The following is an 18,381-nucleotide window of genomic DNA, read 5'->3' as shown; positions in this document are numbered from 1 at the left end:
CATATAATGCAATTCTGTTGCATATATGGAGCCTGTCCCCATGGCCGATCGCCTCCCCGTCACCGTGCTCTCCGGCTTTCTCGGTGCCGGCAAGACCACGCTGCTGAACCACATCCTCCACAACCGCGAGGGACGCCGCGTGGCGGTCATCGTCAACGACATGAGCGAGGTCAACATCGACGCCGCGCTGGTGCGCGACGGCGGCGCCAAGCTCTCGCGCACCGAGGAGAAGCTGGTCGAAATGAGCAACGGCTGCATCTGCTGCACGCTGCGCGAAGACCTGCTGCTGGAGGTGAGGCGCCTGGCGAAGGAGGGGCGCTTCGACCAGCTGGTGATCGAGTCGACCGGCATCTCCGAGCCGCTGCCCGTGGCCGAGACCTTCACCTTCGCCGCCGAAGACGGCAAGAGCCTGGCCGACGTGGCGCGGCTGGACACCATGGTGACGGTGGTCGACGCCTTCAACTTCCTGCGCGACTACGGCTCGGCCGACAGCCTGGGCCAGCGCGGCCAGTCGCTGGGCGACGAGGACACGCGCACGGTGGTCGACCTGCTGATCGAGCAGGTCGAGTTCTGCGACGTGCTGGTGGTGAACAAGACCGACCTGGTCACGCCCGAGGAGCGCGACCGGCTGATGGCCATTCTGCGCAGCCTGAACCCGCGCGCGCGCATCGAGCTGTCGGCGTTCGGCCGCGTGGCGCTCGACCGCGTGCTCGACACCGGCCTGTTCGACTTCGAGCAGGCCGAGCAGGCGCCGGGCTGGCTGGTCGAACTGCGCGGCGAGCATGTGCCCGAGAGCGAGGCCTACGGCATTCGCAGCTTCGTGTACCGCTCGCGGGTGCCGTTCCACCCGATGCGCTTCTGGAAGCTGGTGCAAAGCGAGTGGGAGGGCGTGGTGCGCTCCAAGGGCTTCTTCTGGCTCGCGAGCCGCGCCACGCGCGCGGGCACGTGGTCGCAGGCCGGCGGCGCCTGCCGCTATGGGGCGGCGGGTTTCTGGTGGGCCGCGGTGGCGCGAGAGCACTGGCCGACCGATGCGGAAGCGCTCGAACTCATCCAGAAGAATTGGGACCCGGCCACGGGCGATGCGCGCCAGGAACTGGTGCTGATCGGCATCGGCATGGACGAGGCCGCGCTGCGTGCGCGGCTCGACGCCTGCCTGCTGACGGAGAACGAGATGCGCTTCGGCGCCTCGTGGTGGCAGAACTTCGAGGACCCGTTCCCGTCCTGGAACGTCTGAAGGAACGCCGGCTGGGTGGCTGGCTACCAGCTACCGGGCGCACTCGCCGCAGGTGCCGTGCAGCGTGAGCGCCGTGTGCCGGGTGTCGATGCCCTGCTTGCGCAGCGCCTTGCCGAGCCGGCCCATCACCTTCGGCAGTTCGGGGTCGGACGGGAGCGCCAGCACCTTGTGGCAGTGGTTGCACTCGAAGGTGTTGCCCGACGCGGCGTCCACATGGCGCGAGAAGCGGTTGATCCGGTCGGCGCCCACGCGGCGGTCGCACAGGCCGGCCTCGACGAGCCGGTCGAGCACGCGGTACACGGTGACGCGGTCGGGCGTCTCGCCGGTGGCGGTGGTGTAGGCCGAGGCCACGTCCTCGTGGGTCAGCGGCTGCGAGCTGTGTTCGAGCAGTGCGAGCACCGTCTGCGCGGCGCGCGTCACGCGCAGGCCGCTGTCGCGCAGCAGCGTTTCGCTGTCGAACGGGGCGGCGGCCAGCGGGGGCTTCGGGTGCGGGGTGGAGGTCTTCATGCGAAACGCCATTGTGTTGCATCCGGGGTCCCCATGTCCCGCGCGGGGAGGCGGGCCGGCCCTGCATATGCCCGAATGCGCCTAAGCATCTGACGAATGGGTCGTTCGCTTGCGGGCCGCGGCGCGACAGAATCGTGCGCTTTGCCTCCTGCAACCGAAAGTTCTCCATGCGCGCCCATTCTTCGCTGAAGCTGCTGAAACCCGTGCTGGCGCTGTGGACCGGCCTGTGTCTCGCCATGGCGGCGCAGGCCCAGACCGCACCGGCCTATCCGTCCAAGGCCGTGCACATCACGGTGGCGAACACGCCCGGCAGCTCGCCCGACGTGCTCGCGCGCCTGCTGTCGCAGCGTCTGTCGGAGCAATGGAAGCAGCCGGTGGTGGTCGACAACCGCGCCGGCGCGGCCGGCATCCTGGCGGCCGACGCGCTGGCCAAGGCGCCGCCCGACGGCTATTCGCTGCTGGTGGGCGCGGACGGGCCCATCACCATCCTGCCCAACATCCAGCCCGGCCTGCCCTACGACGCGCGGCGCGACCTGGTGCCCGTGGTGTCGCTCGGGCAGATCGACTTCGTGCTGGTCGCCAACCCGAAGACCGGCTTTCGCACCGTGGCCGACTTCGTGCGCGCGGCCAAGGCGCACCCGGGGCGCATCAACTACGCCTCGGCCGGCAACGGCAGTCCGCAGCAGCTCAGCATGGAACTGCTCAAGCAGAAGGCCGGCATCTACGTCACCCACATTCCGTACCGCGGCGGTCCGCTGGGCATCCAGGACGTGATCGGCGGGCAGGTCGACGTGATGTTCATCGCCGTGGGCCCTGCGCTGCCGCACATCCGCAGCGGCCGGCTGGTGGCGCTGGGCACCAGCGGCGAGAAGCGCCATGCGCTGCTGCCCGAGGTGCCCACCGTGGGCGACACCTACAAGGGCTACCGCTCGGGCACGTGGTTCGGGTTGTTCGCGCCGGCGCGCACGCCGCAGCCGGTGATCGATGCCATCGCGGCCGATGCGGGGCGCATCGTTCAGGCGCCTGCCCTGCGCACCGAACTCGCGGCGCAGGGCATCGAAGCGACCGGGTATCCGCAGCGCTAGTTCCAGACCCAGGTGGCCGCCGAGTACGAGCGCTATGCGCAGATCGTGAAAGCGGTCGGCATCAAGCCCGAATAGCGCACGGTCACTTCAACGACCGGGCCACCGTTTTGGCAAAGGCCTCCACGTCGTCTTCGCGGCACACCTCGGCGGCCATCGGGGCGTGGCCCTGCGCCACGGCCGCCAGCGCAATGGCTTTCTTCGGGCACAGGCCCAGGCAGCTGCACTGCACCACGCGCAGCCGCACCGGCAGGTGCGAAAGGCCGTGCTTGAGCTCCTTGCGCACTTGCCGGGCTGTGAGTTTCGAAGGGCCGTCCTTGCGCTCTTCGCAGTCGCCGCACACGAGCACGACGCCGGCCAGCTTGGTCTCGACCATGGGAGGGGAATGGCTCACGTGGATTTCCTTGGTGTTGTTGCCCACGATGTTGGGCGCGGCGCCGTTGTGTGCAAGTCAGCCAACCCGCCGTTTCCATGCCCCAGGTCGCGCTCTCGCGCTGTAGCAGGCCCCGGATGCGCTAAGGTGCGGCCATCCGTTTCTTGACCCACTTCGCCCGACCATGCCGTCTGCTTCCCGTCCCCCCATCGAGATCGAAACCGCCCCCCACCCGACCGCCACGGTGATCGTCCTGCACGGCCTGGGCGCCGACGGCAGCGACTTCGTGTCCCTTGCCAACGAGCTCGACCTGTCGGGCGTGGGCCCGGTGCGCTTCATGTTCCCGAACGCGCCGGTCATCCCGGTAACCATCAACGGCGGCTACCAGATGCCCGCCTGGTACGACATTGCCGCGCCCGACCTGTCGAGCCAGGAAGACGAGGCCGGCCTGCGCCGATCGCAGGCCGCCATCGAGGCGCTCATCGCCAGCGAGAAGGCCCGCGGCATTGCCGCCGAACGCATCGTGGTGGCCGGCTTTTCGCAAGGCTGCGCCATGGCGCTCATGACCGGCCTGCGCCACACCGAGCGCCTGGGCGGCATCGTCGGCCTCTCGGGCTACCTGCCCATTGCCGCCACCACGGCGGCCGAGCGCCATGCGGCCAACCACGACACGCCCGTGTTCCTCGCCCACGGCCGGCAAGACCCGGTGGTGCCCCTTGCCGCCGCTTTGCGCTCGCGCGATGCGCTGGCCGCGCTGGGCCACACGGTGGAGTGGCATGAATACACGATCGCGCATTCGGTGTGCATGGAGGAAATTGCCGACCTGAACCGCTTTCTTCTGCGCGTGCTCGGCTGATTCGGGCGGACGCCGCGATTCGACCTGCCGGCCAGCCGCCATGGCCGGTATTTCACAAGCCGTTGAAAGCGATCACCGGCGTATTGCTTATGTATGTAGCTATCAAAAACATAGCGCTTGACAGGCTGGTAAAGGCCGGGATTCCCTGCGCAAGCAACGCCCGCGCGCCCGTGCTACCTTCCAGCCCCTCAGAAGATTGATGGGTCATAACAATATGAGCAACAGATTGCAGGAGAGGTTGGGTGCGCTCTCGGCCGCACGCCTCCAGGGCATGCGACGCGGCATCGAGAAGGAAAGCCTGCGCGCGCTGCCCGACGGCAAGCTCGCGCTCACGCCGCACCCGGTGGCCCTGGGCTCCGCGCTCACGCATCCGCACATCACGACCGACTTCAGCGAATCGCAGCTCGAGCTCATCACGGGCGTTCACGCCAACGTGGATGCGGCCCTGGAAGAACTCACGCGCGTGCACCAGTTCACCTACCGCGTGCTCGACACGCTGGGCGACGAGCGCCTGTGGGTGTCCAGCATGCCCTGCGGCCTGCCGACCGACGAGACCATTCCCATCGGCCGCTATGGCGCGTCGAACGTGGGCCGCGCCAAGAGCGTCTACCGCATGGGCCTGAGCCACCGCTATGGCCGCCGCATGCAAACCATCTCGGGCATTCACTACAACTGGTCGCTGCCCGACGTGTCGAGCGAACAGTACTTCGCGCTGATCCGCAATTTCCGCCGCCACGCGTTCCTGCTGCTGTACCTGTTCGGCGCCTCGCCGGCGCTGTGTTCGAGCTTCGTGGCGGGCCGCCCGCACGAGCTGCAGCCGCTGGGCGACGGCAGCATGTTCATGCCGCACGGCACCTCGCTGCGCATGGGCCGCCTGGGCTACCAGAGCGACGCGCAGGCCTCGCTGGCCGTGAGCTACAACAGCCTGGACGGCTACGGTGCCTCGCTGCAGGATGCGCTCACGCGCCCGTGGCCGGCGTACGAAGCCATCGGCATCCGCAACCTCGGCGGCGACTACAACCAGCTGGGCACCAGCCTGCTGCAGATCGAGAACGAGTTCTACGGCACCATCCGCCCCAAGCGCGTGATCCACCCCGGCGAGCGGCCGCTGCACGCGCTGCGCGAGCGCGGCGTGGAGTACGTCGAGGTGCGCCTGATGGACCTCGACCCCTTCGAGACCGTCGGCATCAACGCGCAGACCATGCGCTTCATCGACGTGTTCCTGCTGCACTGCCTGCTGAGCGACAGCGCCGACGACACCCCGCAGGAAATTGCCGAGCTCGCGCACAACCAGCACCTGACGGCCGCGCGCGGCCGCGAACCGGGCCTGCAGCTGCAGCGCGAGGGGCGTGAAGTGTCGCTGGCCGACTGGGGCGCGGAGCTGGTCGAACAGTGCCTGCCCATTGCCGTGGCGCTGGACGCGGCACAGGGCGGCGGCACGCTGCACGCCGACGCGGTGCATGCCGCCCGGGCCGCGCTGCGCAACCCGGACAGCCTGCCCTCGGCCCGTGTGCTCACGGCCATCGAGAGCGCGCACGGCAATTCCTTCATCGGCTTCGTGCGCGCCCAGTCCGAGCAGACCCGTTCCACGCTGCTGGACCTGCCGTTCCCGGCGGCGCTGCAAGCCGGGTTCGAGCAGATGACCGCCGGCTCCATCCAGGAGCAGAAGCGCATCGAGGCGGCAGACACCATGCCCTTCGAGATCTACCGCGAGCAGTACGTCTCGCCCGCGCGCCTGGGCATGGCGCGCGGCCGCATGGCGGTTGCCGCCTAAGACTTTCGTCCTTCCTTTCCTTTCCCTTGGCCTCGCGCCCCTTCGCATGACGACAGGGGCGGTGGCGGATGGCCTACAGGCATTGGCCCGCATCGCCCACCGCACGCGTCCGATGGGCAGCGACGATGACGGCTATGACATTCAAGGCTTACCTCGTCGAAGACAGTCCCGTCATCAGGGAGAACCTGGTGGGCTTTCTCGAAGACGTGGCGGACGCGCATGTCGTGGCGTCGGCCAGCACCGAGGAAGAAGCCGTTGCCTGGCTGCGGCTTCACACCGACGACTGGGACCTCACCATCGTCGACCTGTTCCTCAAGCGCGGCAACGGCCTGGGCGTGATCCGCGCCTGCCGCAACCGCGCGCCGCACCAGAAGGTGGTCGTGCTGAGCAACTACGCCACCGCCGACATGCGGGAGCGCTCGCAGCAGCTGGGCGCGGATGCCTTCTTCGACAAGTCGGCCGAACTCGACCAGCTGGTGGCGTACTGCGAGCAGGTGCGCTCGGCCCGCCATTGACCATTGACCATTGACCATTGACCGGGGGAATGCACGCACGGGCCTGACGCCGGGGTGACTTGTCTTCCGTGCGGGGGACTGCGCGCCGTTGCCGTTCTGGGTTAAAACGCCACGCTGCCGCCCCCAGGCGGCGACGAAACAACGGCAACTCCCCAGGAAAGCGACACAGAGACATGAGCAGCAACAACATCGACTTCAAGGGCCGCGTGGCCATCGTGACCGGCGCGGGCGGCGGCCTGGGCCGCCAGCATGCGCTGGCCCTGGCCGCGCGCGGCGCCAAGGTGGTGGTCAACGACCTGGGCGGCGCGCGCGACGGCTCCGGTGGCTCGGTGAGCGCCGCGCAGGCGGTGGTCGACGAGATCGAGGCTGCCGGCGGCGAGGCCATCGCCAACGGCGCTTCCGTCACCGATTTCGAGGCGGTGCAGGCCATGGTCAAACAGGCGGTCGACACCTGGGGCCGCGTGGACATCCTCGTCAACAACGCCGGCATCCTGCGCGACAAGAGCTTCGCCAAGATGGAGCTGGACGACTTCAGGCTGGTGGTCGACGTGCACCTGATGGGCGCGGTGAACTGCACAAAAGCCGTTTGGGCGCTCATGAACGAGCAGAAGTACGGCCGCATCGTGATGACCACGTCGTCGTCGGGCCTGTACGGCAACTTCGGCCAGAGCAACTACGGCGCGGCCAAGCTCGCGCTGGTGGGCCTCATGCAGACGCTGAGCATCGAAGGCGCGAAGAACGACATCCGCGTGAACTGCCTGGCGCCCACCGCCGCCACCCGCATGACCGAAGGCCTGATGCCGCAGGAAGTGCTCGATGCGCTCAAGCCCGAAGCCGTGGTGCCCGCGATGCTGGTGCTGGCCGCGCAGGACGCGCCCAACCGCACCATCCTGTGCGCGGGCGCCGGCACCTTCGAGGCCGCGCACATCACGATGACGCAGGGCGCCTGGGTGGGCATCGGCCTCGACGCGCCCGAACAATTGGCGGCGCGGCTGGCCGAGGTGACCTCGCGCGAAGGTGAAGTGGTGCCCCAGAGCGGCGCTGCACAGGGCACCAACGAGGTCGGCAAGGCGATGGCGAACGCCAAGCGGGGCTGAGCCCGGAGTCCCCGGTGCGGGGCCCGGGGAGAGCGAAGCCTATTCCGCGATGAAGCTCGGGTCGGTGCGGATCGAGCCGCGATCGCGGTGGTTGTGAAGGCGGCCCAGCGTGCTGTCGAGCAAACGCTTGAGCTTGTCGGTTGCGCCGCGGAAGGCCTCGTCGAGGCTGGCGGCATGCTGCGTCACCGCGAGCGGCTGGTGGTGCGCGAGGCGCGCTTCCATCACGCAGCATTTGTCTGCCGCGCCGGCCTTGTCGTGGTTTTCGTCGCTCAGATGCACCTCGACGCGCGTCACGTCTTCGGCGAAACGGCTCAGGTGCTGCTTGATCTCCGTGTCGGCCCAGCGTTCCAGCGTGTCCTTGTTCTCGATACCGTTGCTCGTGTTGACCTGAATCTGCATGCAATGTCCCTGCTGGATGGATGAACGAAGCCTCACTGTGCGCCCTGCGGCACCCGGGTGCGCGTAGGTCTATTCCCTACCCACGCGCCGGGCAGGGTCCGCAATGCGGCGGATTTGCTCAGCTCTGGATGTAGGTGGTCAACTGCTCGATGGTCGTTTCCTGGTCCGAGATGATGTCGTCCATCAAGTCCTGGATGGAAATCATGCCGACCACCTTGTCGCCGTCGACCACCGGCAGGTGGCGGAACTTGCGCTGGCTCATGAGCGTCATGCAGGCGCGCGTGCGGGTCTGCGGCGTGACGGTCATCACGTCGGGCGTCATGATGTCGCGCACCTTCACTTCCTTGGAGTTCTTGCCCTGCAGCGCCACCTTGCGGGTGTAGTCGCGCTCGGAGAGAAAGCCCACCAGCTTCTCGCCGTCCATCACCATCAGCGCGCCCACCTCGAAGTGCGCCAGTGTGGACAGCGCGTCGAACACGCTGGTGTCGGGGGAGGTGCGCCATGCGGCGGAATCATGGCGCTTGAGCAATTCGGAGACGGGTTTCATCGCGGGTCACTCCATCAAAGGGTTGTCGATTCGACCGACGCTCGGCCGCCGCACTCGGTCAAATGATAGGGGCGATACCCGTCTGCGCGATGCAAAAACCTCTAGGGGATTGCCTGCGTGCGCGCCCGCAGGCAATGCGCGAGTACTCAGGGCTGCGCCGGTGCCGCGAGCCTTGCCTGCATGGCGAGGATGGCGGGGCAGAATGCCTGCCTGCAGCTATCGAAAACGTAGCAACAAGCTTGCGTTCAGGTTCCGGGGCCACAATGCGCACCCGGCCCTGCGAGGCCCCCCATTCCAGACAGCGACAGCGCGAAAAGAAAGAAGCCCACCGATGGCGATCCAGTGGTTCCCCGGTCACATGTATTCGACCCAGAAGGCCATCACCGAGCGGGTGAAGGACATCGACGTGGTCATTGAGCTGCTCGACGCGCGCCTGCCCGGCTCCAGCGCCAACCCGATGCTGGCCGAGCTCACGGTCGGCCGGCCCAGCGTCAAGGTGCTCAACAAGCAGGACCTGGCCGACCCCGAGCGCACCGCGCGCTGGCTGGCGCACTACAACGCGCTGCCGGCCACCCGCGCCATCGGGCTGGACGCGAGCCAGACCGCGCCCGCGCAGCAGCTGGTGAAGGCCTGCCATGAGCTCTCGCCCAACCGCGGCGGCATGGCCAAGCCGATGCGCGTGCTGATCTGCGGCATTCCGAACGTGGGCAAGTCCACGCTCATCAACACGCTCATCGGCGGGCGCAAGGCCAAGACCGGCGACGAGGCCGGCATCACCAAGCTCGAGCAGCGCATCACGCTGGCCGACGACTTCTACCTGTGGGACACGCCCGGCATGCTGTGGCCGCGCATCGTCGTGCCCAAGAGCGGCTACAACCTGGCCGCCAGCGGCGCGATCGGGCGCAATGCCTTCGACGAGGAAGAGGTGGCGCTCGAGCTGCTGAACTACCTCAAGGCCCACTACGCCGCCGGCGTGGCGGCGCGTTTCAAGCTGGTGGAGCTCGACGCCGAGACCATGGGCGGCATGAAGGACGAGGACCTGCTCGACACCATCGGCCGCAAGCGCGGCGCGTTGCTGGGCAAGGGCAAGGTCAACCTGCAGAAGTCGGCCGAAATCGTGATGCACGAATTTCGCGCCGGCAACTTCGGGCGCGCGACGCTCGAAACGCCCGAAGAGTTCGCGCAGTGGCTCGCCGCGGGGCAACTGGCCGACGCAGAGCGTGCAGCGAAGAAGGCCGCGCGCAGCAAGAAGCGCAAGGGCGGCGGCGAGCCCGCGCCAGAGGCCGCCGACCCGGCCTGACCCCGGCGGGCCCCGGCTTGCTCAGTCCAATGCGAACAGCGCTCCGGCTGCTTCGTTGAGCGCCGCTGTCCGGCGTGAATCGGGATGGGGCCCGGCGGCGGCCCGCGCACGCTGGTACAGCGCGATGCGCGTGGCCGACACCGGCCGGCACAGCGGCCGGCCCACCGTCTGCGACAGGCCGCGTTCGGGCACCACATAGCGCCCGGGGTTCAGGCGCGCAAAGCGGATGTAGGCCTGCAGGGCGTAGAGCATGTCCGCGTGCAGGGCGTCCATGCGCTGCTCGGCGTCCTTGCCGATCTGCGCATGGCCCTTGGCATCCTTGGCCACCGGCAGGCCGAGGATGTCGGCCATGTCGATCTGGTAGTGCGTGAAGTCGCCGTACGGGCGCTTGCAGTCGATCATGAAGGTGCGCCAGTTCGCGTGCTGCAGCAGGCGGATGTGCTCGGCCGTCACGTCGAAGGCGGTGCGCTTGTCGAAGGGCGGCAGGAAGCCGTAGTGCCCGGGCGCGAAGCTCGCGTACAGGAAGAAGGCCGAGGTCACGCGCACGAAGCGCTCGAACGCGGGCAAGACCTGCGCATTGCCGCCGTCGAGCGCCTCGCCGAACTGTTCGAGCGACAGGTCGGGCGGAACGATGGCGGGCGCACCCGATTCGCAGGCCATCCATTCGGCCTTGCTGCGGCGGAACCAGTCGATGTCTTCCTGCGTGATGGCGATGCTGCCGGGGGCGGGCGGGTCGGGTGGGGCGGCGGGCTCCGGCGCGGAAGCCGCGGGCGCGCTGTGCTGCCCGCAGCCCGAAGCGGCAAGCAGGGCGGAGGCGGCCGAAAAGGCCAGCGCGCCTCGCCGATGGATCCATCTCACGTTTTCTTCTCCCAAGGAAATGCAGGCTGAGCGTTCGGGCTCCCAAGGATGCCACGCGGGCCTGACGCGCAACTGAGGGCAGAGACGGCAGCGCCGGTGCCACACCGTCCAGGGTCAGCGCGCGCATTCGCCGTCACGCGCGCGACCCTCAATGCCGGCGGTGCTTCTTAGAGTGGACTGCATTGCCGTCAACACAGGACACACCGCCATGCTCGACACCATCCAGGCCATCAACAAGACCGCCGCCTTCAACCGCTGGGCCGGCTTCGAAGCCGTCAGCGCCGCCAACGGCGAAGCCGAGTTGCGCATGAACTTTCGCGAGGAAGACATGGGCCAGTACGCCGGCTTCCTGCACGCGGGGCTGATCGGCGCGATGCTCGACACCGTGAGCGGCTTCGCGGCCGCCACCGTGGCGGGGCGCGTGCTGGCGTCTCATTTCTCGGTCAACTGCATCTCGCCCGCCGTGGGCCGTGCGTTCGTGGCGCGCGGGCGGGTGGTGAAAGCGGGGCGCAAGCAGGTGTTCGCGACCGCCGAGCTCTATGCGCAGGGCGAAGGCGATGCGCTCAAGCTCGTGGCGACGGGGAACGCCATCCTGGTTCCGGTGGAAGATCCGACAGCGGCTGCGGCGAAGCCGGCGGCTTAGCCGTCTTCGCGCGCTTCAGCCCGACATGGGTTGAACGCCAGGGCGGGCTGATCCGGTGCGTGAAAGTTTTGGAGGGCCCTTGTTTGGTTCATATTGCACCATCAAGGAGCTGATAGGCACCATTTTTGCTTTCTTTGGCCGCCGCTCCGAGTGATTCGGGTGCGGCGCACCAATTCAAATCAAAAAACTGCAAGAAGCTCCCATGGACGCACTCAAACAGGGCGCTGACGCGCTGTTCATCCTTCTCGGCGCCATCATGGTGTTGGCCATGCACGCTGGTTTTGCCTTTCTCGAACTGGGCACCGTGCGCAAGAAGAACCAGGTCAATGCGCTGGTGAAGATATTGGTCGACTTCTCGGTGTCGACCGTCGTGTACTTTCTGGTGGGCTATGGCGTGGCCTATGGCACGCATTTCTTCGTGAGCGCCACCGAGCTGGCGGCAAGAAGCGGCTACGAGCTGGTGAAGTTCTTCTTCCTGCTCACGTTTGCGGCGGCCATTCCGGCCATCATTTCGGGCGGCATCGCCGAGCGCGCCAAGTTCTGGCCGCAGCTCATTGCCACGGCGGTGATCGTCGGCTTCGTCTATCCGCTGTACGAGGGCATCGCCTGGAACAGGCACTTCGGCATCCAGGGCTGGATCGCGTCGCTCACGGGGCATGAGTTCCATGACTTCGCCGGTTCCGTGGTCGTGCACGCCGTGGGCGGCTGGCTCGCGCTGCCGGCCGTGCTGCTGCTGGGCGCGCGCCGCAACCGCTACCGCGGCGACGGCTCGCTCAGCGCGCATCCGCCGTCGAACATTCCGTTTTTGGCGCTCGGCGCGTGGGTGCTGTGCGTGGGCTGGTTCGGCTTCAACGTGATGAGCGCGCAGAGCATCGACAAGATCTCAGGGCTCGTTGCCGTCAACTCGCTGATGGCGATGGTCGGCGGCACGCTGGTGGCGCTGGCCATGGGCAAGAACGACCCGGGCTTCGTCTACAACGGCCCGCTCGCCGGGCTGGTGGCGGTGTGCGCCGGCTCCGACCTGATGCACCCGCTGGGCGCGCTGGTGGTGGGCGGTGTGGCCGGCGCCATCTTCGTGAAGATGTTCACGCTGGTGCAGAACAAATGGAAGATCGACGACGTGCTCGGCGTGTGGCCGCTGCACGGCCTGTGCGGCACCTGGGGCGGCATTGCGGCGGGCATCTTCGGCACGCAGGCGCTGGGCGGCATCGGCGGGGTGAACCTGTGGGCGCAGCTCATCGGCACCGTGATGGGCGTGGCGTGGGCGGGCCTGGCGGGCTGGGCGGTGTACGGCGCGCTGAAGAAGGCGGTGGGGCTGCGGCTGACGCAGGAAGAGGAATTCGACGGGGCGGACCTGTCGATTCACCATATTTCGGCGACGCCGGAGCGGGAGGTGAATTGGTAGGTCCACGCGGGCGCGCGATGTTCCGAGGTCAGGGGTCTGCGCCTTCCTGGGTGTCGTTCCGGGCGTCGTTCGCGCCCGCTGCGCCGTGCGTCCACCCGGGCATGTTCACGTAGTAGCGCAGGGCTTTTCCCTGGCCCACGGTGTAAAGCATGCCGTTGCGCACCAGGTCCGACAAGTCGCGCGTGGCGGTGGCCTTCGACACGCGCACCATCTTCAGGTACTTCTCGACGTTGAGCCCGCCGAGGAAGCCGCCGTCCCCCGCTTCGAGCAGCCTGCGCAACAGCTGGCGCTGCCGCTCGTTGATGTCGTGCTGCGCATGCCGCGTCCAGAAGCGCGAGCGCTCCAGCGAGGACTGAATGGTGTTGCCCGATGCGATGCACGCACGCCCGAAGGCTTGTGCGAACCATTGCACGAAGGCCGTTGCGTCCATGCCGGCCGATTGGCCGTTTGCCAAGGCGTCGTAGTAGCCCTTGCGGTCCGCCAGCAACTGGCGTGAAAGACTGAAGAGACGTGTCGATGCGCGGCTGTCCTGTGCCAATGCCATGTCGGCGACCGCCCGGCCGACGCGGCCGTTGCCGTCCTCGAAGGGGTGGATGGTTTCGAACCACAGGTGGGAGATGGCGGCGCGTGCGATGCCGTCCATCGAGCCGTGGCGCGTTTGAGCGAACCACGCCAGGAAGGCCTCCATCTCCCGCGCCACGGAGGAAGACGGGGGCGCCGTGTAGTGCACGACCTCCCTGCCGGGCAGACCGCTCACGATCTGCATGGCGTCGGCATGATCCCTGTAGCGGCCGACTGCGATACGCCGGATGCCCGTGGTGCCGCCGGGAAAGAGCGCCGATTGCCAACGGCACAACCTGTCCGCGTCGAGCGGCGCGTCGAAGTTCGTGGTGGCGTCGTGAATGACCTGCACCAGGCCGTCGACATGCCGGTCGATCGGGCCAGCGTCACTCGTACCCAACCGCCGCAGCACCGAGGAGCGCACCGCGGCGAGGTCGAGCCGCTCCCCCTCGATGGCTGCGGTGGCGACGGCCTCCTGCGTCCAAAGGGCTTCTTCGACCTCGACCAGGCCGTCCAGGCCGATGGCGCGAGCCAAACCACCCACCTCGCCCTTGAGCTCGCGTGCCTGGGCCAGCGCAGGGCCCGCCGCTATTGCGTCGTAATGAAGCGCTGGCCAGTCGGGTTGCTGCCAGATATAGAGGGAGGTGGAGGAGACCATGAACCGAATTTTACGTAAATCGGCTCAAAAAATGATTCGTAAATGTGAATTTGCGGCGCACGTGCACGGTTTTCGCGAACAAAGGCACAAATTGGTTACCTGTAGCAAACTTCAAAGTCAGACCACGAATTCACTTCTTACCGCCACATGACCCAATCTCCCCCCGCCCTCGAAGTCCTCCCCCGCGACCTCTCTGCCTACCGCAAGGGCAACGTCGGCATCGACTACGTGCACCGCTTCGAGTCCGGCAAGCCCGGCCCGCACGTGCTGATCAACGCGCTCACGCACGGCAACGAAATCTGCGGCATGACGGCCGCCACGCACCTGCTCGACAACAACGTGCGCCCGAAGATCGGCACGCTCACCGTGGCCTTCGCCAACATCGACGCCTACGAGTCGTTCAAGGAAGAGTCGCCCTACGACAGCCGCCAGATCGTGCACAACCTCAACCGCATCTGGTCGCCCGAGTGGCTCGACGGCACCGAAGACAGCCCCGAGCTGCGCCGCGCGCGCATCCTGCGCCCGGTGGTGGACGCGGCCGACCACATCCTGGACATCCACTCGACCAGCCAGCCCGTGGTGCCGTTCTGGGTGTACCCGGCCTTCGAGCGCAACGCCAAGGTCGCGCTGGCCATCGGCCGCCCGTCGGTGCACCTCGTGATGCCCGACGGCCTGGGCTCGGGCACGCCGCTGATCCAGTACGGCAGCCACGGCGGCCCGGACGGCAAGGGTGTGGCGATGGTGGTCGAGTGCGGCCAGCACTTTTTGCGCTCCGCTTCAGAGCTGGCGACCGCCGTCACCTATGACTTTCTTGCGTACTTCGGCCTCGTCGACCAGAACCCGGCCAACCCCGCGCCCGAGCCGCAGCGGCGCTTCGAGCTGCTGCAGACCTACGTCATCAAGTCGGAAGACTTCGCCTTCGTGCGCCCGCTGATCGGCTTCGAGACCTTCGCCAAGGGCGAGCTGATCGCGACCAACGGCGCGGAAGAAATTCGCGCGCTGTGCGACGACTGCACGATCTTCATGCCCGCGCAGCGCACGATCGTCGGGCGCGAGGCGGTGTACCTCACCAAGCCGCTGTGAGGCCGGCCCCGCGATGAACGCGATGCCCGCCATGAGCCGCTGGCGCGTGGCGGGGCTCACGTTCGTCTTCCTGTGGTTCGCCATCGGCGGCGTGGCGCATTTCGCGCTGACCGAGACCGAGATGCGCATCGTGCCGCCGTACATCCCGTGGCCGCGCGCGGCCGTGCTGGTGAGCGGGGTGTTCGAGTTGCTGGGGGCGGCCGGGTTGCTGTGGCGGCCTGCGCGCAGGGCTGCGGGTATCGGGCTGTTCCTGCTGACGCTTGCGGTGACGCCGGCGCATTTCTACATGCTGCAGAGGCCGGAGCTGTTTGCGAACGTGCCGTATTGGGCGTTGGTGGTGCGGTTGCCGGTGCAGGTGGGGTTGTTGGGGCTCATTGCGTGGTGCACCTCTGCGTGGCCGAAAAGTGCGGTCGGCAGATGAGCGGGTGGCGCGGCTTGTCTTCGGTGCTTCCGTCGGCGTCGTGACAGTTCGGTTCGTTGCTCAACCCGCAACGAACAACGCCGGATCCACCATCGCCCGGTTCAGCATCACACCCCAATGCAGGTGCGGCCCCGTCACCCGCCCGGTCGCGCCCACCGCGGCCAGCGGCTCCCCGGTCTTCAGCACATCGCCGACCTTCACGTCCACCCGGCTCAGGTGGCAGTACATCGTCAGCAGCCCGCCGCCGTGGTCCATCCACACCGTGCCGCCGTTGAAGAAGTAGTCCCCCGTATCGATCACCTTCCCCGGCAGCGGCGCCAACACCGGCGTGCCCGTGCCCGCCGCGATGTCCATGCCGCTGTGCGGATTGCGCGACTGGCCGTTGAACACGCGGCGCAGCCCGAACGAGCTCGAGCGGCGGCCCGGCACGGGCACGCGCATCTGCAGCGCGGCGTCGGGGCGCATGTCGGTGAGCGTGGCCATCACGCCGGTGAGGTGGTCGCGCTCCTTCACGTAGCGGGCCTCGTCCTCGGGCGACAGGTCGACGGTGCGCGGCGCCACCGTCAGACGCTGTTCGCGGTATTGCTTCGCGGCGACGGTGTAGGCGACCTGACGCTCGGGCTTGCCGTCGGCACGCACCGTGATGCGGGCCTCGCCAGGTTCGGCCGCGAGCGGAATGCCGGCCAGCGCGGTCCATTCGATCGGATCGCCGAGCACCAGCAGCGGCACGTCGCCGGCGAAGGCCTTGGGGCGCGTGGCCGAGGGGCCGAGCGAGAGGCGGACGACGCCGCCCGGCACCTGCGACGCGTGCGGCCACACGTCGGGCGCGGATGGCTTCTTTGTCTTGGCCGAGGTTGCCGCGTTGGCGTGCATCGCCGGCAGCGCAAGCAAGCCGATGGCGCCGAGCACGGCGCTGCGGCGGTTCAGCACGGCGGAGGGGAGGTCGGAGAAAGGAAGGATCGTGTGCATGGAAAGGATTCGGATGAAAGGTTGTGTGCGGATCAGCCGCCGGGCTGTTCCAGCCAGGTTCCCGGCGCCAGTCCGTCCAGCGTGTAGGGCCCGATGGCGGCGCGGACCAGGCGCAACGTCGGCAGCCCGACGGCGGCCGTCATGCGCCGGACCTGGCGGTTGCGGCCTTCGCTGATCGCCAGCTCCAGCCACGCGGTGGGGATGTTCTTGCGCTCGCGGATCGGGGGCTCGCGGTCCCACACCTCGGGCGGCGGGTCGAGCAGGCGCGCCCTGGCCGGGCGCGTAGGTCCGTCGTTGAGCTGCACGCCGCTGCGCAAGGCCGCAAGGGCCTCGTCGGTCGGTGCGCCTTCCACCTGCACCCAGTAGGTCTTCTCCATCTTGAAGCGCGGATCGGCGATGTGTGCCTGCAGCTTGCCGTCGTCGGTGAGCAGCAGCAGGCCTTCGCTGTCGGCATCGAGCCGGCCGGCGACGTACACGCCGGGCAGGTCGATGAAGTCCTTCAGGCCACGCCAGCGGCCCTCGGGCGTGAACTGGCTGAGGACGCCGTAGGGTTTGTTGAAGCGGATCAGGCGGGAGGAAGAGGTCGGCAAATTCATGGGCGGGTGGCGTTGCGTGGCGCATCGGCCAGCTGCGGCAGATAGTCTCGCACCAGTCGCTCGACGGTGTCCGCCTGCAGGGTGTCGCGCCTTGACTTGAGTGGGTCGCGATCGGGCCGATGCGCCAGCCACCGCTTGAAGCGCACGAAGGCGAGCGGATGCACAGTGTTCATCCGCGCCATGTGTCCTGTGGCCCCGACCACCACAGCGGAGAAACGTGGCGCGCTCACCAGCTGTTCCGTGTTGCGGGCCTGCACGACCCAGAAGTCGTCTTCGGCGTCACTCAACTGCGCAGGGTGGGGGTCTTTCTCTTGCACCTCGCGCCGCAGGATGTCCACCTCGAAGCCTTTGCTGTTGACGGCCGTGTAGCGCTGATCGTCGATCAGCGAAAACGTCTTGTCGACCTTGCGCAGCAGCGCCAGCATGGACGAGTCCAGCCGCTTGAGCTGTGTGGCCAGCCGGAAACGCTTGCGCGTGTCCCAGAGCAGATCGACATCGCGCGTGGCCACCGCTGCGCTGTGCAGGCGCACGCCCGCTGCCGTTTCGTAGGCATAGAGCGCGTGCGTACCGACCACGGTGAAGTGCTCCGAGATGTCGGCGCGCTTCAGCATGTCGAGGATGTCGACGACGATGGTCGGAGCGCGGCCGACGAACAAGGCCCGGTTCATGCGTTGGTGGCGAGTGAGTGCCTCGCTCAGGTCTTTGATCCGGCTCTCGGCTTCTTCCTTCCTTCTGACGAAGCTGGTGTGGATGGCTTCGGTTTCAGAGCTTCGGGCGCCCAAGCTCTTTTGTGCGTTGCGCGTGCTGGTGCGAATGAGGTAGTCGACACCATTGGCGCTCTTCCAGTACATGCCGCCGCGCACTCCCGCAGCCAGGGCTTCAGCTGCTTCAAGGGCTTCGAAGGTGGCTCTGGCGTCGATGTACTGGCGGCGCGCGTCGTCGCCGATGTCTTGGAAATCCATTGTTTTTCCGTATGAATCACATAAATTAAAATTTATACGGAAAATTCATTTAAATTAACAGCTTATGCCTTTCGATTTGAAGCGAAAAGTTGCTGCGAGGCAAGAAGCGGCGGCGGGCCACACGCTGGAGGGCGGCCGTCCTGCATCGTGCCTTCCTCGAACAAGCCCCAATGTCGTTCCAAGAGCCAACAGGACGTCACCAATGAAAATGCGAAGCCTCATCCAACTCACAAGCATGGCAAGCGCAACGCTCCTGCTCGCCGCCTGCAACAGCACCTCCGTTCGCGTCGGCGGCGCACCCGAGGCGAGCGTGAAGAATTGCGTGGCAGCGGCCGCGCGCGAACTGCGGGTGCCCGCGGGCAGCATCGCGGTGGACAGCGGCTCCACACCCCGCGACGGCGTCTACACGATCAACCTGAAGGTCGGCCCGCAAGGTCGCTCGGCGGTGTGCACCACCGACGAGAACAGCGCGGTGCTCGGCGTGGTCTACAAGCGGCCTGAATGACGGGCCGCTGAAAAAGAAAAAGCCGGAGCCCTTGCG

The 18,381-nt window shown here is 67.4% G+C and carries 21 protein-coding genes; 12 read left to right on the top strand and 9 right to left on the bottom strand.

Going from position 1 to position 18,381, the window contains the following annotated elements; genetic code table 11:
* Nucleotides 1-40 precede the first annotated feature (40 nt).
* Nucleotides 41-1,234: a zinc metallochaperone GTPase ZigA gene (zigA, locus tag ACSFA5_RS12240; protein ID WP_435444304.1), complete on the top strand. Its 1,194-nt coding sequence runs from the start codon at nt 41-43 to the stop codon at nt 1,232-1,234.
* Between the two features lie 30 nt (nt 1,235-1,264).
* Here the strand turns inward: zigA and ACSFA5_RS12235 are convergent, their stop codons facing one another.
* Nucleotides 1,265-1,741: a Fur family transcriptional regulator gene (locus ACSFA5_RS12235; RefSeq protein WP_435444303.1), complete on the bottom strand. Its 477-nt coding sequence runs from the start codon at nt 1,739-1,741 to the stop codon at nt 1,265-1,267.
* A 167-nt stretch (nt 1,742-1,908) separates the two neighbouring features.
* On the opposite strand from ACSFA5_RS12235, the gene ACSFA5_RS12230 reads away from it, so the two are divergent.
* The gene (locus ACSFA5_RS12230) at nt 1,909-2,826 is read left to right on the top strand and encodes a Bug family tripartite tricarboxylate transporter substrate binding protein (protein ID WP_435444302.1); all 918 of its coding nucleotides are present in this window, start codon (nt 1,909-1,911) and stop codon (nt 2,824-2,826) included.
* An 82-nt stretch (nt 2,827-2,908) separates the two neighbouring features.
* On the opposite strand, the gene ACSFA5_RS12225 is transcribed toward ACSFA5_RS12230, so the two are convergent.
* Entirely contained in the window at nt 2,909-3,217 is a 309-nt protein-coding gene (locus ACSFA5_RS12225; protein ID WP_435444301.1) for a hypothetical protein, read from the bottom strand.
* Nucleotides 3,218-3,380: 163 nt separating this feature from the next.
* Here ACSFA5_RS12225 and ACSFA5_RS12220 point away from each other — a divergent pair, with 163 nt between their 5' ends.
* The 4 genes from ACSFA5_RS12220 (at nt 3,381) to ACSFA5_RS12205 (ending at nt 7,438) form a co-directional block, all read left to right on the top strand.
* Nucleotides 3,381-4,052: an alpha/beta hydrolase gene (locus tag ACSFA5_RS12220; RefSeq protein WP_435444300.1), complete on the top strand. Its 672-nt coding sequence runs from the start codon at nt 3,381-3,383 to the stop codon at nt 4,050-4,052.
* A 214-nt stretch (nt 4,053-4,266) separates the two neighbouring features.
* A complete protein-coding gene (gshA, locus tag ACSFA5_RS12215; RefSeq protein ID WP_435444299.1) occupies nt 4,267-5,826 on the top strand; it encodes a glutamate--cysteine ligase in 1,560 nt (519 codons plus the stop codon).
* A gap of 134 nt (nt 5,827-5,960) precedes the next feature.
* Entirely contained in the window at nt 5,961-6,341 is a 381-nt protein-coding gene (locus ACSFA5_RS12210) for a response regulator (protein WP_435444298.1), read from the top strand.
* Between the two features lie 173 nt (nt 6,342-6,514).
* Entirely contained in the window at nt 6,515-7,438 is a 924-nt protein-coding gene (locus ACSFA5_RS12205; RefSeq protein WP_435444297.1) for an SDR family NAD(P)-dependent oxidoreductase, read from the top strand.
* A gap of 39 nt (nt 7,439-7,477) precedes the next feature.
* Here the strand turns inward: ACSFA5_RS12205 and ACSFA5_RS12200 are convergent, their stop codons facing one another.
* On the bottom strand, nt 7,478-7,837 hold the full coding sequence (locus ACSFA5_RS12200) for an HPF/RaiA family ribosome-associated protein (RefSeq protein ID WP_435444296.1): 360 nt from the start codon (nt 7,835-7,837) through the stop codon (nt 7,478-7,480).
* 118 nt (nt 7,838-7,955) lie between these two features.
* A complete protein-coding gene (locus ACSFA5_RS12195; RefSeq protein WP_435444295.1) occupies nt 7,956-8,384 on the bottom strand; it encodes a CBS domain-containing protein in 429 nt (142 codons plus the stop codon).
* Between the two features lie 331 nt (nt 8,385-8,715).
* On the opposite strand from ACSFA5_RS12195, the gene ylqF reads away from it, so the two are divergent.
* On the top strand, nt 8,716-9,684 hold the full coding sequence (ylqF, locus tag ACSFA5_RS12190; RefSeq protein WP_435444294.1) for a ribosome biogenesis GTPase YlqF: 969 nt from the start codon (nt 8,716-8,718) through the stop codon (nt 9,682-9,684).
* A gap of 21 nt (nt 9,685-9,705) precedes the next feature.
* On the opposite strand, the gene ACSFA5_RS12185 is transcribed toward ylqF, so the two are convergent.
* Nucleotides 9,706-10,542, bottom strand: a complete 837-nt coding sequence (locus ACSFA5_RS12185; protein WP_435444293.1) for a hypothetical protein — start codon at nt 10,540-10,542, stop codon at nt 9,706-9,708.
* Between the two features lie 208 nt (nt 10,543-10,750).
* On the opposite strand from ACSFA5_RS12185, the gene ACSFA5_RS12180 reads away from it, so the two are divergent.
* Nucleotides 10,751-11,185, top strand: a complete 435-nt coding sequence (locus tag ACSFA5_RS12180) for a PaaI family thioesterase (protein WP_435444292.1) — start codon at nt 10,751-10,753, stop codon at nt 11,183-11,185.
* Between the two features lie 202 nt (nt 11,186-11,387).
* Complete coding sequence (locus tag ACSFA5_RS12175) at nt 11,388-12,590, top strand: ammonium transporter (RefSeq protein WP_435444291.1); 1,203 nt, start codon at nt 11,388-11,390, stop codon at nt 12,588-12,590.
* Between the two features lie 28 nt (nt 12,591-12,618).
* Here ACSFA5_RS12175 and ACSFA5_RS12170 read toward each other — a convergent pair whose 3' ends face one another.
* On the bottom strand, nt 12,619-13,809 hold the full coding sequence (locus ACSFA5_RS12170; RefSeq protein ID WP_435444290.1) for a Fic family protein: 1,191 nt from the start codon (nt 13,807-13,809) through the stop codon (nt 12,619-12,621).
* A 147-nt stretch (nt 13,810-13,956) separates the two neighbouring features.
* Between ACSFA5_RS12170 and ACSFA5_RS12165 the strand changes: the two genes are divergently transcribed.
* Nucleotides 13,957-14,892: a M14 family metallopeptidase gene (locus ACSFA5_RS12165; RefSeq protein ID WP_435444289.1), complete on the top strand. Its 936-nt coding sequence runs from the start codon at nt 13,957-13,959 to the stop codon at nt 14,890-14,892.
* A 31-nt stretch (nt 14,893-14,923) separates the two neighbouring features.
* A complete protein-coding gene (locus ACSFA5_RS12160) occupies nt 14,924-15,313 on the top strand; it encodes a DoxX family protein (RefSeq protein WP_435444288.1) in 390 nt (129 codons plus the stop codon).
* Nucleotides 15,314-15,373: 60 nt separating this feature from the next.
* On the opposite strand, the gene ACSFA5_RS12155 is transcribed toward ACSFA5_RS12160, so the two are convergent.
* The 3 genes from ACSFA5_RS12155 to ACSFA5_RS12145 are packed head-to-tail and all read right to left on the bottom strand — an operon-like array spanning nt 15,374 to nt 17,840.
* Nucleotides 15,374-16,282: a M23 family metallopeptidase gene (locus ACSFA5_RS12155; protein WP_435444287.1), complete on the bottom strand. Its 909-nt coding sequence runs from the start codon at nt 16,280-16,282 to the stop codon at nt 15,374-15,376.
* Between the two features lie 32 nt (nt 16,283-16,314).
* Nucleotides 16,315-16,878, bottom strand: a complete 564-nt coding sequence (locus tag ACSFA5_RS12150; RefSeq protein WP_435444286.1) for an rRNA large subunit pseudouridine synthase E — start codon at nt 16,876-16,878, stop codon at nt 16,315-16,317.
* Nucleotides 16,875-17,840 (bottom strand): GSU2403 family nucleotidyltransferase fold protein, encoded by a 966-nt coding sequence (locus ACSFA5_RS12145; RefSeq protein WP_435444285.1) that lies wholly within the window; start codon nt 17,838-17,840, stop codon nt 16,875-16,877. The genes ACSFA5_RS12150 and ACSFA5_RS12145 overlap by 4 nt, the downstream gene beginning before the upstream one ends.
* Before the next feature lie 235 nt (nt 17,841-18,075).
* On the opposite strand from ACSFA5_RS12145, the gene ACSFA5_RS12140 reads away from it, so the two are divergent.
* Complete coding sequence (locus tag ACSFA5_RS12140; RefSeq protein WP_435444284.1) at nt 18,076-18,345, top strand: hypothetical protein; 270 nt, start codon at nt 18,076-18,078, stop codon at nt 18,343-18,345.
* The last annotated feature ends 36 nt before the right edge of the window (nt 18,346-18,381 follow it).

This window comes from Variovorax monticola (genome assembly GCF_051216855.1).
Classification (GTDB): domain Bacteria; phylum Pseudomonadota; class Gammaproteobacteria; order Burkholderiales; family Burkholderiaceae_C; genus Variovorax.
This window is presented reverse-complemented; position numbering and strand designations above follow the sequence as displayed.